The organism is Azohydromonas aeria, assembly GCF_009760915.1.
GTDB lineage: Bacteria > Pseudomonadota > Gammaproteobacteria > Burkholderiales > Burkholderiaceae_C > Azohydromonas > Azohydromonas aeria.
Genome location: NZ_VIDQ01000116.1, coordinates 1 through 15,689 on the forward strand (window position 1 = coordinate 1; position 15,689 = coordinate 15,689).

23 protein-coding genes and 1 pseudogene are annotated in these 15,689 nt (G+C 71.8%); 19 read left to right on the forward strand and 5 right to left on the reverse strand.

Translation table 11 applies throughout. From position 1 onward, the window contains the following. The 15 genes and pseudogenes from FJ694_RS33665 to FJ694_RS33735 form a co-directional block, all read left to right on the forward strand. Positions 1-119, forward strand: a pseudogene (locus FJ694_RS33665) (ferredoxin family protein); the annotation flags it as partial. A 10-nt stretch (positions 120-129) separates the two neighbouring features. Continuing rightward, the gene (locus FJ694_RS33670) at positions 130-453 is read left to right on the forward strand and encodes a (2Fe-2S) ferredoxin domain-containing protein (protein ID WP_157271891.1); all 324 of its coding nucleotides are present in this window, start codon (positions 130-132) and stop codon (positions 451-453) included. 109 nt (positions 454-562) lie between these two features. Next, positions 563-1,108, forward strand: coding sequence for an Rrf2 family transcriptional regulator (locus FJ694_RS33675; protein ID WP_157271892.1), 546 nt, complete (start codon positions 563-565; stop codon positions 1,106-1,108). Beyond that, positions 1,105-1,626, forward strand: a complete 522-nt coding sequence (gene hscB, locus FJ694_RS33680; RefSeq protein ID WP_157271893.1) for a Fe-S protein assembly co-chaperone HscB — start codon at positions 1,105-1,107, stop codon at positions 1,624-1,626. The genes FJ694_RS33675 and hscB overlap by 4 nt, the downstream gene beginning before the upstream one ends. Positions 1,627-2,256: 630 nt before the next feature. Beyond that, entirely contained in the window at positions 2,257-2,451 is a 195-nt protein-coding gene (locus FJ694_RS33685; protein ID WP_157271894.1) for a 4Fe-4S binding protein, read from the forward strand. Between the two features lie 25 nt (positions 2,452-2,476). Next, entirely contained in the window at positions 2,477-2,746 is a 270-nt protein-coding gene (locus tag FJ694_RS33690) for a nitrogen fixation protein NifZ (protein ID WP_157271895.1), read from the forward strand. Between the two features lie 29 nt (positions 2,747-2,775). After that, positions 2,776-3,975 (forward strand): cysteine desulfurase family protein, encoded by a 1,200-nt coding sequence (locus FJ694_RS33695; protein ID WP_198321145.1) that lies wholly within the window; start codon positions 2,776-2,778, stop codon positions 3,973-3,975. 42 nt (positions 3,976-4,017) lie between these two features. Beyond that, a complete protein-coding gene (nifT, locus tag FJ694_RS33700) occupies positions 4,018-4,230 on the forward strand; it encodes a putative nitrogen fixation protein NifT (RefSeq protein WP_157271896.1) in 213 nt (70 codons plus the stop codon). Positions 4,231-4,232: 2 nt separating this feature from the next. Then, entirely contained in the window at positions 4,233-4,496 is a 264-nt protein-coding gene (locus FJ694_RS33705) for a hypothetical protein (protein ID WP_157271897.1), read from the forward strand. Next, complete coding sequence (locus tag FJ694_RS33710) at positions 4,493-5,701, forward strand: DegT/DnrJ/EryC1/StrS family aminotransferase (protein ID WP_157271898.1); 1,209 nt, start codon at positions 4,493-4,495, stop codon at positions 5,699-5,701. Before FJ694_RS33705 ends, FJ694_RS33710 begins: the two co-directional genes overlap by 4 nt. A gap of 28 nt (positions 5,702-5,729) precedes the next feature. Then, on the forward strand, positions 5,730-6,584 hold the full coding sequence (locus tag FJ694_RS33715; protein ID WP_157271899.1) for an SIR2 family protein: 855 nt from the start codon (positions 5,730-5,732) through the stop codon (positions 6,582-6,584). A gap of 11 nt (positions 6,585-6,595) precedes the next feature. After that, positions 6,596-7,747, forward strand: coding sequence for a flavin monoamine oxidase family protein (locus tag FJ694_RS33720; RefSeq protein WP_157271900.1), 1,152 nt, complete (start codon positions 6,596-6,598; stop codon positions 7,745-7,747). A 55-nt stretch (positions 7,748-7,802) separates the two neighbouring features. After that, positions 7,803-8,159 (forward strand): hypothetical protein, encoded by a 357-nt coding sequence (locus tag FJ694_RS33725; protein WP_157271901.1) that lies wholly within the window; start codon positions 7,803-7,805, stop codon positions 8,157-8,159. Between the two features lie 49 nt (positions 8,160-8,208). Beyond that, on the forward strand, positions 8,209-8,568 hold the full coding sequence (gene cyaY / locus FJ694_RS33730; RefSeq protein WP_157271902.1) for an iron donor protein CyaY: 360 nt from the start codon (positions 8,209-8,211) through the stop codon (positions 8,566-8,568). Between the two features lie 27 nt (positions 8,569-8,595). Beyond that, complete coding sequence (locus FJ694_RS33735; protein ID WP_157271903.1) at positions 8,596-8,859, forward strand: hypothetical protein; 264 nt, start codon at positions 8,596-8,598, stop codon at positions 8,857-8,859. A 13-nt stretch (positions 8,860-8,872) separates the two neighbouring features. On the opposite strand, the gene FJ694_RS33740 is transcribed toward FJ694_RS33735, so the two are convergent. Together FJ694_RS33740 and FJ694_RS33745 are read right to left on the reverse strand one after the other, a co-directional pair. Beyond that, positions 8,873-9,778, reverse strand: a complete 906-nt coding sequence (locus tag FJ694_RS33740; RefSeq protein WP_157271904.1) for a fibro-slime domain-containing protein — start codon at positions 9,776-9,778, stop codon at positions 8,873-8,875. A gap of 209 nt (positions 9,779-9,987) precedes the next feature. Continuing rightward, entirely contained in the window at positions 9,988-11,145 is a 1,158-nt protein-coding gene (locus tag FJ694_RS33745; RefSeq protein WP_157271905.1) for an MFS transporter, read from the reverse strand. Between the two features lie 118 nt (positions 11,146-11,263). On the opposite strand from FJ694_RS33745, the gene FJ694_RS33750 reads away from it, so the two are divergent. The 3 genes from FJ694_RS33750 (at position 11,264) to FJ694_RS33760 (ending at position 13,767) form a co-directional block, all read left to right on the forward strand. Next, complete coding sequence (locus FJ694_RS33750) at positions 11,264-11,743, forward strand: pyridoxamine 5'-phosphate oxidase family protein (RefSeq protein WP_157271906.1); 480 nt, start codon at positions 11,264-11,266, stop codon at positions 11,741-11,743. A 13-nt stretch (positions 11,744-11,756) separates the two neighbouring features. Next, positions 11,757-12,050: a 2Fe-2S iron-sulfur cluster-binding protein gene (locus FJ694_RS33755; protein ID WP_157271907.1), complete on the forward strand. Its 294-nt coding sequence runs from the start codon at positions 11,757-11,759 to the stop codon at positions 12,048-12,050. Positions 12,051-12,210: 160 nt separating this feature from the next. Continuing rightward, positions 12,211-13,767, forward strand: coding sequence for a DUF2779 domain-containing protein (locus tag FJ694_RS33760; RefSeq protein WP_157271908.1), 1,557 nt, complete (start codon positions 12,211-12,213; stop codon positions 13,765-13,767). Positions 13,768-13,800: 33 nt separating this feature from the next. Here the strand turns inward: FJ694_RS33760 and FJ694_RS33765 are convergent, their stop codons facing one another. The 3 genes from FJ694_RS33765 to FJ694_RS33775 form a co-directional block, all read right to left on the reverse strand. After that, positions 13,801-14,103, reverse strand: coding sequence for a DUF6156 family protein (locus FJ694_RS33765; RefSeq protein ID WP_157271909.1), 303 nt, complete (start codon positions 14,101-14,103; stop codon positions 13,801-13,803). Beyond that, positions 14,100-14,339 carry an FmdB family zinc ribbon protein gene (locus FJ694_RS33770; RefSeq protein ID WP_157271910.1) on the reverse strand — a complete coding sequence of 80 codons (240 nt, stop codon included), beginning with the start codon at positions 14,337-14,339 and terminating at the stop codon, positions 14,100-14,102. Before FJ694_RS33770 ends, FJ694_RS33765 begins: the two co-directional genes overlap by 4 nt. A gap of 79 nt (positions 14,340-14,418) precedes the next feature. Continuing rightward, positions 14,419-14,829 carry a group II truncated hemoglobin gene (locus FJ694_RS33775; RefSeq protein WP_157271911.1) on the reverse strand — a complete coding sequence of 137 codons (411 nt, stop codon included), beginning with the start codon at positions 14,827-14,829 and terminating at the stop codon, positions 14,419-14,421. A 369-nt stretch (positions 14,830-15,198) separates the two neighbouring features. Here FJ694_RS33775 and FJ694_RS33780 point away from each other — a divergent pair. After that, positions 15,199-15,689: AAA family ATPase (locus tag FJ694_RS33780; RefSeq protein ID WP_157271912.1), on the forward strand; the 491-nt coding region annotated here is incomplete at its 3' end.

Sequence of the window (15,689 nt, forward strand, 5' to 3'; positions counted from 1 at the left end):
CGCTCATCACCGACGGCTGCCTGGAGTGCGGCAGCTGCCGCGTGATCTGCACCGAGCATGCCAACGTCGCGTGGGAGTACCCGCGCGGCGGCCACGGCATCCTGTTCAAGTTTGGTTGAAGGAGGAACCATGCCCAAGCCGCAACGCCATGTCTTCGTGTGCAGCCAGCAGCGTCCGCCGGGCCACCCGCGCGGCTCCTGCGCCGCCAAGGGCGCCTCGCCGCTGCTGCAGGCCTTCTGGGCCGAGCTGCAGAAGCGCCAGGCCTACGACAAGGTCGCCATCACCTATTCCGGCTGCCTGGGCCCGTGCGACAACGGTCCGAACGTGCTGGTCTATCCCGAGGGCGTGCTCTACAGCGGCGTGAGCACCGCCGACGTGGCCGAGATCTTCGACAGCCACCTCGAAGGCGGCCGGCCGGTGGAGCGGCTGCAGGCCGAGGCCGGCGCCTGGTGAGCGTGAAACAAGTCACGGCCGGCGGCGGGTCCCGCGGGCGCGGCGCCTGCGCCGGCCCGCTTCCTGCTGGATGCCGCGCACAACAACCGAGTCAGTTGGGAGCCCAAGCATGGAAGTCGCCACCAAGGGACGCTTCGCCAGGGACCGCGTGGCCGTGGCGGTGATGGTGGACCTGGCGCTGCTGTCGCAGCGCGGCCCGGTGCCGCTGGAGAGCCTGTGCCGGCGCCAGCGGGTGTCGCCCTACGGCATGGAGATGTTGTTGGCGCAACTGCGCCGCCACAAGCTGGTGCGCTTCACGCGCGGGCGCGAGGGCGGCTATGCACCGGCGCGGCGTCCCGGGGAGATCACGGTGGCCGAGGTCGTGCGCTGCGTCAAGGCAGCGCCCGACCGGCGCAGCACCTTCTGCGCGGAAGGGCGCGTGGGCGACAACGCCGGCAAGTGCCTGACACAGGAGCTGTGGTCCGGGCTGGAAGACGTGATGCAGGGCGTACTCCAGTCCGTGACGCTGCAGGACCTGATCGAGCAGCACCAGGCGGCGCAGGCCGAGCGCGCCGCAGCCGCGCAGGCGCCGCAGCTGCAGCCGGTGCCGGTGCGCCGGGTGGCCCGGTCCCGGGCGCAGCCGGCCGAGCTGCTGCTGTCCGAGGACGCGGCATGAACCTGGGCAGCGACGACTTCACCCTTTTCGGCCTGCCGCAGCGCTTCGCGCTGGAGCGCGCCGAGGTCGATGCGCGCTGGCGCTCGCTGCAGGCGTCCATGCACCCGGACAACCTGGCCGCGGCCAGCGCGGCCGAGCAGCAGGCGGCGATGCAGTGGGCCGTGCGGCTGAACGAGGCGCGCGAGCGGCTCAACAGCCCCGTGCAGCGGGCCATGCTGCTGTGCGCGCTGCGCGGCGTGCCGATGGACGCACCCTCCGGCCGCAGCGCCGTGCCCATGGCGTTCCTGGCGCGGCAGATGGGCTGGCGCGAGGCGCTGGACGAGGCGCGCGACGCCGCCGCGGTGCGGCGCCTGGACGAGGAGGTCGCCGCGCACGAGCGCGAGACGCTGGAGGGCTTGCGCGCGCTGCTCGACGAGGGCGGCGACACGGCCGCCGCGGCGCAGCTGGCCTGGGTGCTGAGCTACGTCGCGCGGCTGCGCGAGGCGATCGACCGGCGGCTGGAGGCGCTGGAGGGCTGACTCCAGCCGCGCCGGCGAGGCGGCTCGCAAGCTGGCTGGCGGGAGTCGTTCACCGCGCGCTGCGCGTCCCCAACGCGTGGAAACTGGGTCCAATGGCCCGGCAGCAGGCCAGAGCCGGTAGGAGGCCCGCTTGCGGGCCGAACCCTGTCCAGGCCGCGGACTCGGCCCGCAAGCGGGCCTGCTACCCGGCATCGCGTCGGCCGCATCGCCCCCCACCCCGTAGGGCGCGAGGCCTGTCATACGCATCGCATCTGGTCTTCGAACACCACCCCGTTCGGACTGACCCTTCGATACCTCAGGACAGGGTGCGCTACGCGCATCGAAGGCCGAATCCGACAGGCTCTGACGCCCGCACACCGTGCGGGCCGTTCACCCTTCGATACCTCAGGGCGAACGGGAAAGGGGTTGTTCGGTAGATAGATCCGTTGCGTATCAGCCGCCGGCCACGCTTTCCGTCTCCGACTTCTCCGCCTGTCGCGGCGCTTGTGGCGTTTGTCGCCTACCCAACAAGGCCTGCAGCACGCAAGTCCCTGCTGCCTCCGGGAAAGGTGCTGGCACAACTCTCGCAATGGCCCGGACAAGACCCGACCCCGCGAGCCCCGCTCGCCCACTTCCTCCAAGGAGCTGACCATGGCCTACAAGATCATTGCTTCCCAGTGCTCGGGCTGCTCGGCCTGCGAGCCCGAGTGCCCGAACATGGCCATCCGCGAAAAGGGCGGCACCTTCATCATCGACCCGGCCAAGTGCACCGAGTGCGAGGGCCATTTCGACGCGCCGCAGTGCGTGGCGGTGTGCCCGGTGGACGGCTGCATCAAGAAGGCCTGAGGCCGCGCCACCGGAGCATCAGGCCATGATCGACCTGCGTGAACCCAAGTATCCCTGGGGCCTGGAAGTGCGGGCCACGGTGGACCTCTACAACGACGGCAGCCTGCCCGACATCCCGGAAGACCTGCTGCTGGTCGTGGCCGGCGGCCCGGGCGAGATCGTGCAGGTCGGGCACCACGGCGAGGCGAACGTGCCCATCTACATGGTCGATTTCGGCGTCTGCGTGCTCGGCTGCCTCGAAGAGGAGATCGAGCCGCTGACCGCCCCGGCACGCCTGGAAGCGTTCGTCGCCTGAGCGCGCCGCCGATTGCACGGGCAACCACCATGAGCCACGCCGTCGCCCCCGCACCCGCCACCGTGCCCATCTACCTGGACCACAACGCCACCACGCGCCCGGTGCCCGAGGCAGTGGCGGCGATGGTGGAGGCGCTGCGGGAGACCTGGGCCAATGCGTCGTCCACGCATGGGCCCGGGCAGGACGCGCGGCGGCTGCTGGCCGGCGCGCGCGGCCGCGTCGCGGCCTTCCTGGGCTGCCAGCCGGCCGAGCTGGTCTTCACCAGCGGCGCCACCGAGGCCAACCACGCGGCGCTGCTGGGCGCGCTGCAGGCCAGCGGCCGCGCGCGCGTGGTGATGTCGGCCGTGGAGCACCCGGGGCTGCTGGCACTGGCGCAGCGGCTGCGCGGCCGGGGCGTCGCGGTGGACCTGATTCCCGTGGACGCGCAGGGCCGGCCCAGCCTGGCCGCGGCGCGTTCGCTGATTGCCGACGACGTGGCCGTGGTCAGCCTCATGGGCGCCAACAACGAGACCGGCGTGCTCATGCCCGTGGCCGAGGTGGCCGCGCTGGCACGCGCCGCCGGCGCCTGGATGCACGTGGACGCGACGCAGCTCGCGGGCAAGGCGCCGCTGTCTTTCGCCGCCAGCGGCGCGGACCTGATGTCGGTGTCGGCCCACAAGCTTGGCGGACCCAAGGGCGTGGGCGCGCTCATCGTGCGCAAGGGCGTGGCGCTGCCGCCGCTGCTGTCCGGCCGCCAGGAGCGCAACCGCCGCGGCGGCACCGAGAACCTGCCGGGCATCGCGGGCTTCGCCGCCGCCTGCGACCGCGCCGCGGCCACGCTGGGCGCCGACATCGAGCGCATGCGCTCGCTGCGCGATCGGCTGGAGCACCGCCTGGTGCAGGCGCTGCCGGGCGTGCATGTCCACGGCGCGGGCGCCGAGCGGCTGTGCAACACGCTGTGCCTGCGCTTCGGCGCGCTCGACGCCGAGCAGGTGCTGGCGAAGCTGGAGCGCGCGGGCATCGTCGCGTCGTCGGGCGCGGCCTGCAGCGCCGGCGGCGTCGAACCCTCGCACGTGCTGCTGGCCATGGGCGAGAGCGCGCCGCATGCGCGCGCCGGCGTGCGGCTGTCGCTGGGCCCGCAGACCACGGCCGCCGACGTCGAGGCCACCGTCGCCGCCGCCATCGAACACCTGCGGCCGCTGCTGGCCGAAGCCGCCGACACCGCGCGTCAGGCCGCCGCGGCCGCCTGAACCGAGCCGAACCGAACCACCCAATACCCCAAGGAGCCGTCGATGAAAGTGATGATCCGCAAGGACGCCAAGGGCGCCCTCTCGGCCTACGTGCCCAAGAAGGACCTGGAGGAGCCCATCGTGTCGCAGGAGAAGGAGGGCCTGTGGGGCGGCAGCGTCACGCTGGCCAACGGCTGGGTGCTGGCGCTGCCGGAGATGGCCGCGGGCACGAACCTGCCCATCACGGTCGAAGCCAGGCGGCTGTCGGGAGGCTGACCATGGACGCCGCGCTGATCCAGGAAGCACTGGGCGTGGCCGACGCCGCCGACACCGCGCGCCAGGCCGCCGCGGCGCTGCGCGAGCGCTTCGCGCCGATGCGCGTGATCGTGGTGGACGCCATGGACATGCGCCACGAGACGCCGGCCGCGGCCGGCGCGCGGCGCGTGCTCTACCTCGGCGCCAGCGACGGGCATTGCTGGTCCCTCACCACCGACCCGGCGCAGGCCGCCGGCTTCCTCGTCGCGGACCGGGTGGCGGCATGAACGCGCTGATGCAGGAACCCGCGGCCAGCGCCGGTGACGATGCCTACGGCCTGTCCGACGACCAGGAGCTGCTGCTGTCGGATCCCGACATGAGCGAGGTCGAGATCGAGCTCGTCACCGCCGCGCTGGGCGAGCCGCGGCTGTCGGCCGGGCGCATGGTGCAGCACTTCGAGGCCGGCTTCGCGCGCTGGGTCGGGCGCAGGCATGCCGTGGCCGTGTCCAGCGGCACCGTCGGCACGTGGCTGGCGCTGCGGGCGCTGGACATCGGCCCGGGCGACGAGGTGATCGCCTCGCCCTACGGCTGGCACCAGGTGGCGCACGCGGTGGAGCTCACCGGCGCGCGGGTGGTGTTTTCCGACATCAACTACTGGTCCGGCTGCCTGGACCCGGTGCGCGCGGCCGAGCGCATCACGCCCGCGACCCGCGCCATCCTGGCCGGCAACACCAACGGCCACCCGGCGGCCTGGGACGAGCTGCGCCGCATCGCCGACGCGCACGGCCTGAAGCTGGTGGAGGACTCCACCGAGGCGCTGGGCTCGCGGCTGCACGGCAAGCTGGTGGGGAGTTTCGGCGACCTGGCGGTGTTCGACTTCTCCCAGCCCGCGGCGCTGTGCTGCGGCGAGGGCGGCATGGTCGTCACCGACGACGACACGCTGGCCTCGGAGCTGCGCTACCTGCGCTCGCGCTCGCTCAAGGACCGGCGCAGCATCTCGGTGGGCGCGCGCGTGCCGCTGCAGGCGCTCATGAGCGAGGTCACGGCCGCGCTGGGCGCGGCGCAGCTGGCGCGCATCGACCGCATCCTCGACAGGCGCAAGGCCGTGGAGCGCAACTACCTGGAGGAGATGCAGTCCTTCGAGGGCGTCAAGCCGCCCTACGTGGCCCCTGGCGTGGACGAGGTGCACTGGATGCTCTACGTCGTGCACCTGGGCAAGCGCTTCAGCGGCAGCGCCTGCAACGACATCCTCGAAGACCTGGAGACGGCGCTGATCGAGGCGGTCATGTACTGCATGCCCATGCACCAGCAGTTCCACTACGCGCAGCAGGGCTGGAAGCGCGGCGACCTGCCGCTGGTGGAGCGCATCGCCGACCGCGCGCTGGCGCTGCCCCTGCACACGCACCTGGCGCCGGGGCACGTGAAGTTCATCGTCAAGACGCTCAAGGACTCGTCGATCAACGTCGGCGCGGGCGCGGCGATCTACCTGTGACACAGCCGACATTTCCCGGAGAGCCCCCATGACCCACGCCACCGTCCACGAACTGCCCGCCGCCGTCGCCGAGGGTTTACTCACCGGCACCCTCGCGCCCTACCTCGGCCCGGGCATGCTCGCGCTGTGCGAGGGCACGGTGCCGCCGGCCGACCCGCTGGCGCTGGCCGCGGTGCTCACGGCCCGGGTGTCGGTGCCGGGCAAGATCAGGAACCGGCTCACGGCCGCGGCGCAGTTCATCGAGAACTTCAAGCACCGCAAGACGCTGGTCAAGGGCATGGACGAGGCCTACGCCGCCGCGCCGGCGCCATCGGCGCTGCACCGCTGGATCGCCGCGCTGCCCGCGCCGCTGGTCGTGGACTGCTGGTACGACGACACGCTGCGCCAGGCCCTGGCCGCGCGCGGCGCCGACTGGGCCGAGGTGCAGGGCCTGTCGCAGAGCGAGCACTTCGGCACCTGGACCGGCTGGTACGACGCCACCGGCGCCGCCAGCCCCGACGCGCCGGGCAGCGCCCGGACGGTCTACTACAAGCCCTGGGGCGGGCATGCGCCGGCGTCGAACTACCTGGTCTCGGACAGCGACTACGTCGAGGTGCTGACCGAGATCGACATCCAGACGCCCATTCCCGCCGAGGTGCAGCAGCGCCGCGCGGCACTGGGCTTCGTGTTCCTGGGCTGCCGCTTCAATGACCAGCTGCCGCGCGCCTTCGCGCGCCAGATCATGAAGCGCTCCGGGGGGCCGCACTTCGCGGTGATGGCCGAGGAGCCCACGCGCATGGAGGCGCGCTTCCTCGATGAGCAGGGCATCACGCGCATCGCGCTGCCGCTGGCGGACGTGGCCGCGGCGCTGGCCGGCAGCAGCCCGGTCGCCACCGCCGCCTGAGGAGCGCCGCCATGCTCGACGTGGCCGTCATCGGCGGCGGGCTGTGCGCCCTGGCGCTGGCGCACAGCCTGCAGGCGCGGCGCCTGGACTGGGCGCTGTTCGAGGCGCGCGAGCGCCTGGGCGGGCGCGTGCTGACGGTGGCCTCGCCGCGCGGGCTGCCGGTGGACCTGGGCCCGACCTGGTACTGGCCGGCGACGCAGCCCTCCATCACGCGGCTGGTGGCCGAGCTGGGCCTGGCCAGCATCGAGCAGCCCGACGACGGCCAGGTGCTGCTGCTGGACGACCCCAACCGCGAGCCGCGGCTGGTGGCCTTCGATCCGCACTCGGCCGCGCTGGCCGAGGACGGCACGCCGCCACGGCCCGGCGCGCTGCACGGCGGCGCGCGGCGCCTGGCCGGCGGCATGGGCGCGCTGGTGGCCGCCTTCGAGCGCCGGCTGGAGGCGCATCGCCTGCACCTGGGCCACGCGCTGGAGTCGGTGGCCGACCTGGGCACGCACGTGGAGCTGGAGCTGCGCCGCGGCGACGAGCTGCACCGGGTGCAGGCGCGGCGCGTGGTGCTGGCGCTGCCGCCGCGGGTGGCGGCCTCGACCGTGTACTTCGAGCCGGCGCTGGACGCGCAGGTGCGGCACGCGCTGCAGGACACGCCGACCTGGATGGCCGCCGCGGCCAAGGCGGCGCTGAGCACCGGGCGCGCGACCTGGCGCGAGGCCGGCCACACCGGCAATGCCTGGTCCACGCATTCCCAGGCGGTGCTGGCTGAGGTCTTCGACGCCAGCCCCGAGCAACCCTCGGCCGCCGGGGCGGCGCTGGCCGGCTTCGTGGCGCTGGACGCCGACCAGCGCCGGCATTTCGAGCGCGGCCTGCCGATGCTGGTGGAGAGCCAGGTGGCGATGCTGTTCGGCCCCGAGGCGGCGCAGGGCGAGGTACAGCTGCACGACTGGGCGCGGGAGCCCTGGACCTGCGCGCCGGCCGACCGGGCCGAGGACGCCGGCGGCGGCCACCCGGCCTATGGCGACGCGCGGCTGCAGGCACCGCAGTGGGGCGGCCGGCTGTGGTTCGCCGGCAGCGAGACGGCGCGCGTGGGCGGCGGCTACCTCGAAGGCGCGCTGGTGGCCGCGGCGCGGGTGCGCCGCCAGCTCGACGAGGCGGCGCGGCAGCCCTGAACCATTCCGGCACCGGCGCCGCCGCGGGCCGATCCACCCGACACGAAACGAGGCCATGTACCACCGCTCGCTCTACGACATCGTGATGGACACCGGGCACTCGGTGCAGGCGCTGACGCGCGAGATGCAGGGTGAAGACGAGCTCTTCGCCAGCACGCTGACGCTGCGCGCGGTGGAGGCGCAGCTGCTGATCATGGCCCACACCCTGGGCAACGTGACGCCGGCCCTGCACAGCCGGCTGCTGCAGGTGGACTGGGGCCGCTGGGCCGCGCTGCACTACAAGCTGCGCCGCGGCGTGCAGCCCCGGCGCGAGGAGACCTGGTACGCCGTCAACGCCCTGGTACCGCAGACCATGGCGCTGCTGGCCGAGCTGCGCCGCAGGCAGCCGGTGTGGTTCGAGGTCGGCTACTGAAGCCGGCTTTCCCGATATCCCGTCCAACCCGCGTCAAAAAGAAATTGCCATGAGCAACGCCCTGACCGTCACGCCGCTCAGCGATCTGGAATACCGCCAGATCACGCACGCCATCCTCTCGGAGATCGAGGCGGCGGTGGACCGCTGGCTGGAGGGCGAAACCATCGACATCGACACCCGGCGCAGCGGCGGGCTGCTGGAGCTGGTGTTTCCCAACCGCAGCCACATCGTGATCAATACCCAGCCGCCGCTGCAGGAGCTGTGGATGGCGGCGAAGAGCGGCGGGTTTCACTACCGCCACGTCGAGGGGCGCTGGCTGGACCGGGAGGGGAACGAGTTTTTCGGGGCGCTGTCGGCGTGCGCGAGCGCGCAGGCGGGCAAGGTGCTGAAATTCGAGCCGGTTTCGTGACGCACGTCACAGCCTGATTGCCGCGCCATGGCCATCATTGCTCCCGATACCCTCGTGAGCGCGGAAATGATCACGCACGATTTTATCTGGCACGGCGCCGGCGCGACCTGCGACGAGGCGCGCGAGGCGGTGCTGTCGGCATGGGCGAAACACCGGCGCGAGGTGCTGGATCGGTTTCCGCAACTGGAAGCGAAACTGCCGGTGGCGGGGGAAATGCAGCAGCATTTCAGTATTCGCTACCGGGAGTATGTGCGGGGCGGCGGGTATCAGGGAGATGACAGGCTGGTGTAGGACGCTGCGGTCCTCATGAATGCTCGATACAGCGGTGTTTCCCACCTGAGCATGCGGTATCGGCCTCATTTTTCTCTTGCTCGCATGGGCTTGAGCGCCGCCGACATGCCAGGCAGAACAGCCCGACTCCCAACAGCGCCCATGCCGAAGGCTCAGGAACGGCAGGTGCGATGTCAAAGCTGGTTCGAATATGCAGGCCGGAATCAACGGTATGGCGCTCGGCGAAGAATAGATTCATGGTGTAAGCCCGGTTGGACACCATGCCCATGGTTTTCAGCGTTTCCTCGGTAAACGATCTGCCGAAGGTGCCATGCACGCCACCCAGATCCACCACCAGCTTGCCGTTGATGAACAGCCAGATGTCGTCATCGCCGCTCAGGTCGAAAAACCTGTCCGCGGCGGCTGATTCGTCGGTGAAGGAAATACTGCCCTTCACATGCAGGGTGAAATGATAATTGTGGATGCGATCCTGGTTGCCGTATCCGCGCTGGTCCAGAGGATAGAAGCTTGAATCGTCAAAGCTGAGTATGCCGGGCGAGTTTTCGCTCAAGTTCAGGATATGAGAAAAGCGGAGGTTGTAGCCAGGCGAATCAGCATACCATTTCGCGAAATTGTCCGGCGTGGAGCCGCCCGCGCCAATGCGAGGACCCGCCACGGGCAGGCCGCTGACCAGCCTCGGACGGACCATTCCCGTCTGCACATCGCCAATCGAGCCTTCAAAATCCGCAAGCTGGGTACAGTTTGCAGTGCTCGGTGCGCAAAAATCACGAAGAATACCCTGCAGCGGTACGGCCGCAACAGCACCCGTGGCACCGGCAACCAGCCCTCCTGCAAACAGCATGCGAAACCATGGAAACATGGCAAGACTCCTGAAGCCATTGAACCATTGAGAAACAGCAATGCTCAGCCGCACCAGCATGCTCTATTTGAACGGGCAGGCTGGGTATTCCTGGTGCGCCGATTCCATGGAATATGGTTTCGCTTCCGCTCGGGCGCCGTCCCGTGCTTGTAATAAATGTATGAGTGCCTGGGTTCACGGGGCGGGATGCAGTGCGTGGAGGTTGCCAGCGACTGCAGTTTGGCCTGGGCTTGCGAGGTCGCTTGAAAGCGCTGGTTCCAGCTTCGGAATCAGGCTATGCGCGGCCGCAACGCCCGCCCGCCTGCCACCGCCAGCAGCACCGAAAACACCACCACCATCCCCAGCCCCGCCGTGAGCGAGCGGTGCTGCGCGATGAACCCGATCACCGGCGGCCCGGCCATGAAGCCCAGGTAGCCCAGCGACGACACCGCCGCGATGCCGTGCGCCGCCGGCACGCCGGGCACGCGCGACGCCGCGGCGAACAGCACCGGGATGACGTTGGCCAGGCCCAGCCCCACCAGCGCGAAGCACGCCAGCGCCAGCGCCGGCTGGCGGCCGAGCAGTGCGATCGCCATGCCGGCCGCCGCCAGCAGCGCGCTGCCGGCCATGAGCCGATGCGCCGGCCAGCGCGCGCGGGCCCAGTCGCCGCCCAGCCGCGCCAGGCCCATTGCCACCGAGAAGCTGGCGTAGGCCAGCGCGGACAGCGCCGGCGCGCTGCCGAGCTCGCGCTGCATGTAGAGCACGCTCCAGTCGTACATCGCGCCTTCGGCCACCAGGCCGAGCGCCGCCAGCCCGCCCAGCAGCCACAGCACGCCGCGCGGCCGCGCGCGCACCGTGCCGCTGCCGCCGGTGCCGGCGTCCTCGGCCGGCGCCGCCGGCAGCACCGGCCGCGTCACCCAGGCCAATGCCGCCACGCTCGCCGCGCCGACGACGGCCAGATGAAGCACCGGGTCGGCCTGCGCGCGCAGCAGCGCGCTGCCGAAAGCCGCGCCGGCCATGCCGCCGAAGCTGAACAGGGCGTGGAAGCGGCTCATCTGGCGCTGCCCCGAGGCCTGTTCCAGCGCGGAGCCGCCGGCGTTCATGGCCACGTCGTAGACGCTGCCGGCCGCGCCAAAGACCCACATCGTCGCCAGCAGCACCGGCCACGAGGGCGTCGCCAGCAGCGCCGTGATGCTCACGGCCGCCACCGCGCCGGTGCGCCAGGCCACGCGCTGCGGGCCCCAGCGCCCGACCCAGCGCCCGGCGAAGGCCAGCCCGCACAGCGCGCCGACGCCGGCGGCGAGCATGGTCAGCGCCAGCGCCTGCTCGTCCAGGCCGTAGTGCGCGCGCACCGTGGGCACGTGCACGCCCCAGGTGGCGAAGAGGAATCCGCTGATGAAGAACTGCAGGCGCACGGCCCACACGAGCCGGTTGAAGTCCAGGGGCATGCGAGGAAGGCGAGGTTGAAGACAACGCGGCCGGACGGCGCTGCGGGGCGTCGGGTCGGCAAGTGTCGGGCCTGCCGCCGGCGCCGGCCGCGCGGCAGGCCCGGCCACAATCCGGCCCATGGATGCCGACACCTCCTCCCTGCTGCGCCGCCTGCTCGCCGAGCGCCCCGTGGCCGCGCTGGCCACGCTGCACCGCGGCGAGCCGGCGGTCTCCATGGTCCCGTTCGTGCTGCCCGCGGGCGACACGCGGCTCCTCGTCCACGTCAGCGGCCTGGCCACGCACACGCGCGACATGCACGAGCACCCGCGCGTGGGCCTGCTCGTCACGGCCGAGGCCGGCGGCGAGTGGCCGGCGCAGGCGCTGCCGCGCGTGTCGCTGCAGGCCGACGCCGTGCCGCTGGCGCGCGACGGCGCGGAGTACGCCGCGGCCCAGGCGCACTACCTGGCGCGCTTCCCCGACGCGGCCCAGACCTTCGGGCTGGGCGACTTCCAGCTCATGGCGCTGCAGCCGGTGTCGGCACGGCTCATCGCCGGCTTCGGCCGCGCCTACAGCCTGGTGGGCGAGGGCCTGGCCGCCTGGCTGCGCGCCGGCGATTGATGGGGCACGCCGCATGAGCACGGGCAGGACGCTGCGCATTGAGCCGCTGGGCCGCACCGTGGCGGTGGCCGAGGGGCAGACGCTGCTGGAGGCGGCCCAGGCCGGCGGGCTGCGGCTGCGCAGCTCGTGCCGAAACGGCACCTGCCGCGAGTGCATCGCCCGCGTGGCCTCGGGCTCGGTGCGCTACCGCGTCGAGTGGCCGGGGCTGTCCCTGGACGAGAAGCTCGAAGGCTTGACGCTGCCGTGCGTGGCGCTGGCCGAGTCCGACGTGGTGCTGGTGCAGCCCAGGCTGGACGTCCTGGGCTGAGCCGGGCTGGTGACCGCCGGCCTTCGGCTGGCCGATGCGGGCGCAACCCACGCCGCGCACGAACCTTGCAACGGATCAAGCCCGGGCGGCTGCGCGGGGCCACGCTTGTCACGTTTGTCGTGACCGCACCCACGGCCGCGCTCCGCGAAAGAAAGGTTCCATGGATTCCTCGCAACCGGCACCGGGCCCGGCGCCCGAAGCGGTCTCACCGCTGTCCGAAGACGACCTGCGGCGCTGGCGCGCGTGCCCGCGGCGCTTCTGGCTGCAGCGCCACGGCGGCGCCGCGCCAGTGCCTGCGGGGGAGGAGCCCGGCGCCGACCGCATGGTGGACGGGCCCGGCGCGGCGCAGGCGCTGCGCGCCTGTTATTCCGGGCTCGTCGCGCTGCCGGCGCCCATGACCGACGACGAGTGGCAGGTGGCCATCGACCTCACCGAGCGGCTGCTGGTGGACGTCGAGGCGCAGGACGAGTCCTGGGCCATCGCCGGCGCCTGCTTCGCCAGCGACGACGGCGTGCGCGTGCGCATCGACCTCGTGGCGCGCGGCACCACGGGGCTGCGCCTCTTCCGGGTGCGCCATGCCACGGCCGGCACCGACGCCGACGTGGACACCGTGGCGCTGTGGCTGCACGTCGTGGCGCGCAACGTGCTGCGCGTGCAGGGCGCCGGGCTGATGCTCATCGACACCGGTTTCGTCTATCCGGGCCACGGCTGCTATGCCGGGCTGTTCCGCGAGGTGGACCTGGCCCCCGTGCTGGGTGGGCGGCCGGTGGGCGACTGGATCGTGGCCATGCGCCGCTGCGAGCGTGCCGCACTGCCGGCCGTGCCGCTGGGTGCGCCGTGCGACGCGGCGTCCGGCGCGGGCGGCCCGTGCGAGCAACTCGCCGCCTGCGGGCTGCCGGCGCGGGAGCCGTCGCTGGCGGACGCCGCCGCCAGCCTGGACATCGTCGGCCGCGAGCTGGCGGCCGAGCTGCGCGCCGAGGGGCACGTGAGCCTGCACGACGTGCCGCTGCACCGGCTCACGGTGGCGCGGCACCGCCGCGCCGCGCGCGCCGTCAAGCACGGCGTGCCGGTGCTGGAGCCCGGAGCCGCCGCGGCGCTGCGCACGCTGCCCGGACCGCGGCGCTGGCTGCGCTTCGAAACCATCGGCTTCGCGGTGCCGCCCTGGGCCGGCACGCAGCCCTACCAGGGCCTGCCGTTCCAGTGGAGCTGCGACCTGGAGCAACCGGGCGGCAGCGTGGCGCATGGGGGCTTCCTGGCCGGCGCCGACGCCGACCCGTGCCATGCCTTCGCCGCCTCGCTGGCCGAGTCGCTGGGCAGCGAAGGGCCGCTGTTCGCCTACAACGCCGGTTTCGAGCGCAACCGCATCTGCGAGCTGGCCGCGCGCTTCGACGACTTGGCGCCGCGGCTCGACGCGCTGCGGCTGCGCGTGGTGGACCTGTTTGCGCTGCTGCGTGACCACTACTACCACCCGGCAATGGCTGGCGCCTGGTCGCTGCGCGCGGTGTTCCAGGCGGTGGCGCCCGAGGAAGGGGCGCACGAGTTCGAGGTGGCGTGGCAGGGTCGCACGCTGCGCAGCCCGCTGCAGGCCTACGCCGCGTCGCTGGAGCGCGGCCTGCCCGCGGCCGAGGTGTGGCGCCTGCACGAGGCGCTGCGCGAGCACGGGCGGCGCCACTGCGCGGCGCTGCGGCGCATCACGGCGGTGCTGGAGGCGGCATGACCGCGGCGCGGCGGCCTGCCAGGCCGCCTGTACTCAGCCCCCGAAGCTCAACACCTGTGGCCCGTTCTCGTCGTGCACCGAGGTGTAGACGGCCTCGCGCAGCGTGCCGTCGTCGGCCCAGCGGTAGTCGTGGCACATCTCGACCTCGCCGTAGACGATCTTGTCGCAGCGCAGCATGCGCCTTTGCGCGTCGTACTCGGCGCGAAAGTAGGTGTTGCGGTGGCGCAGCGCGGTCGAGTCGAGCTCCTGGCTGAGCTGCAGCGGCAGCTTCACGCCACTGTAGGTGAGGAAGCAACGCACGCTATGCGGCGGTGCCTCGGCCTCGGCTGCGCTCATGACTTGAGCAGCCGCGCCCGCTCGGCGGGGCTGTAATTGCTGAAGTGGCCTTCGCGGGCCGCGGCACGGCGGTTCGAGGCGATGATGGCTTTGATCTTGCCCTGCGGCGCGGTCAGCGAGAGACGCCGCTCCAGCTCGGTGGCGGCGCAGTGCGGGCAGGCCGGCGTGGTGCTGGCACGCACCAGCAGCTCGAAGTCCTCGCCGCACTTGGGGCAGTGGTAGTCGTAGATCGGCATGGAAGGCCTCAAGCAAGGGTGGTGAACGAAGGAGGTTCGACAGGCGGCGTGGCTCGTGCGCTGGCGGGCGGCACGGCGCTCAAACCGTGTTCTTGATGTGCTCGGCGATCTTCCCGAACGCCGCGTCCAGCTCGCCGCGCAGCGCGGCGTCGGCGCAGGTCTCGGCCAGCGCCTGGCGCATGCAGGCCATCCACGCGTCGCGCGCGGCGGCGTCGATGTCGAAGGGATGGTGGCGCCGGCGCAGCATGGGCGAGCCGCGCTCGGCGGAGTAGGCCTTCTCGCCGCCCATCCACTCCGTGAGGTACCTGACCAGGATGGCCTTGGTCGGCCCCAGGTCGATCTCGTGCATGGCACGGATGGTGCGCGCGTCCTCGCGCGTGTCCATGGCGCGGTAGAACGCGTCCACCAGGCGGGCCACGGCTTCGGGCCCGCCCAGGCGTTCGAGGTGCGGATTGCGGGTGCTGCAGACGACGGGAATAGGTGCGCTCATGCGCTCCACCAATGCAACACCCGTACCAGCGACAGCCGGCACGGCCGAGCCCGGCCTGCCCCGGCGGCACGCGCGGCCACGGCCGGTGAACGGGCCCACGCCGGCCGGGCTTTGTCGGTTTCCAGACAAAAGCGTCGCGACCCGGACACCACCGAGAAATGCCCGCCGCCAAGGACTTTTCCCGGGCGGATCAACGACTTGGAGAGAAACCACGCTTCTGGCACGGCCATTGCGATGGGGAGGCTGCGCGCCGCCCGACTCCGGCCCCGAGGGAGCTTCGAAGAAGACCCACAGGCACCGAAGGACGCACAGAGAGAACGACAGCGCCGCTCAACTCGTCAATTACGCAACGAATCATCGGAGCACGCAATGTCCAAACTTCGTCAGATCGCCTTCTACGGCAAGGGCGGCATCGGCAAGTCCACCACGTCTCAGAACACGCTGGCCGCGCTGGCCGAGATGGGTCAGAAGATCCTGATCGTGGGCTGCGACCCCAAGGCCGACTCGACCCGCCTCATCCTGCACGCCAAGGCGCAGGACACCATCCTGTCGCTGGCCGCGGAAGCGGGCTCGGTGGAGGACCTGGAGATCGAGGACGTGATGAAGATCGGCTTCCGCGACATCCGCTGCGTGGAGTCCGGCGGCCCGGAGCCGGGCGTGGGCTGCGCCGGGCGCGGCGTGATCACGTCGATCAACTTCCTCGAAGAGAACGGCGCCTATGACGGCGTGGACTACGTCTCCTATGACGTGCTGGGCGACGTGGTGTGCGGCGGCTTTGCCATGCCCATCCGCGAGAACAAGGCGCAGGAGATCTACATCGTGATGTCGGGCGAGATGATGGCCATGTACGCGGCCAACAA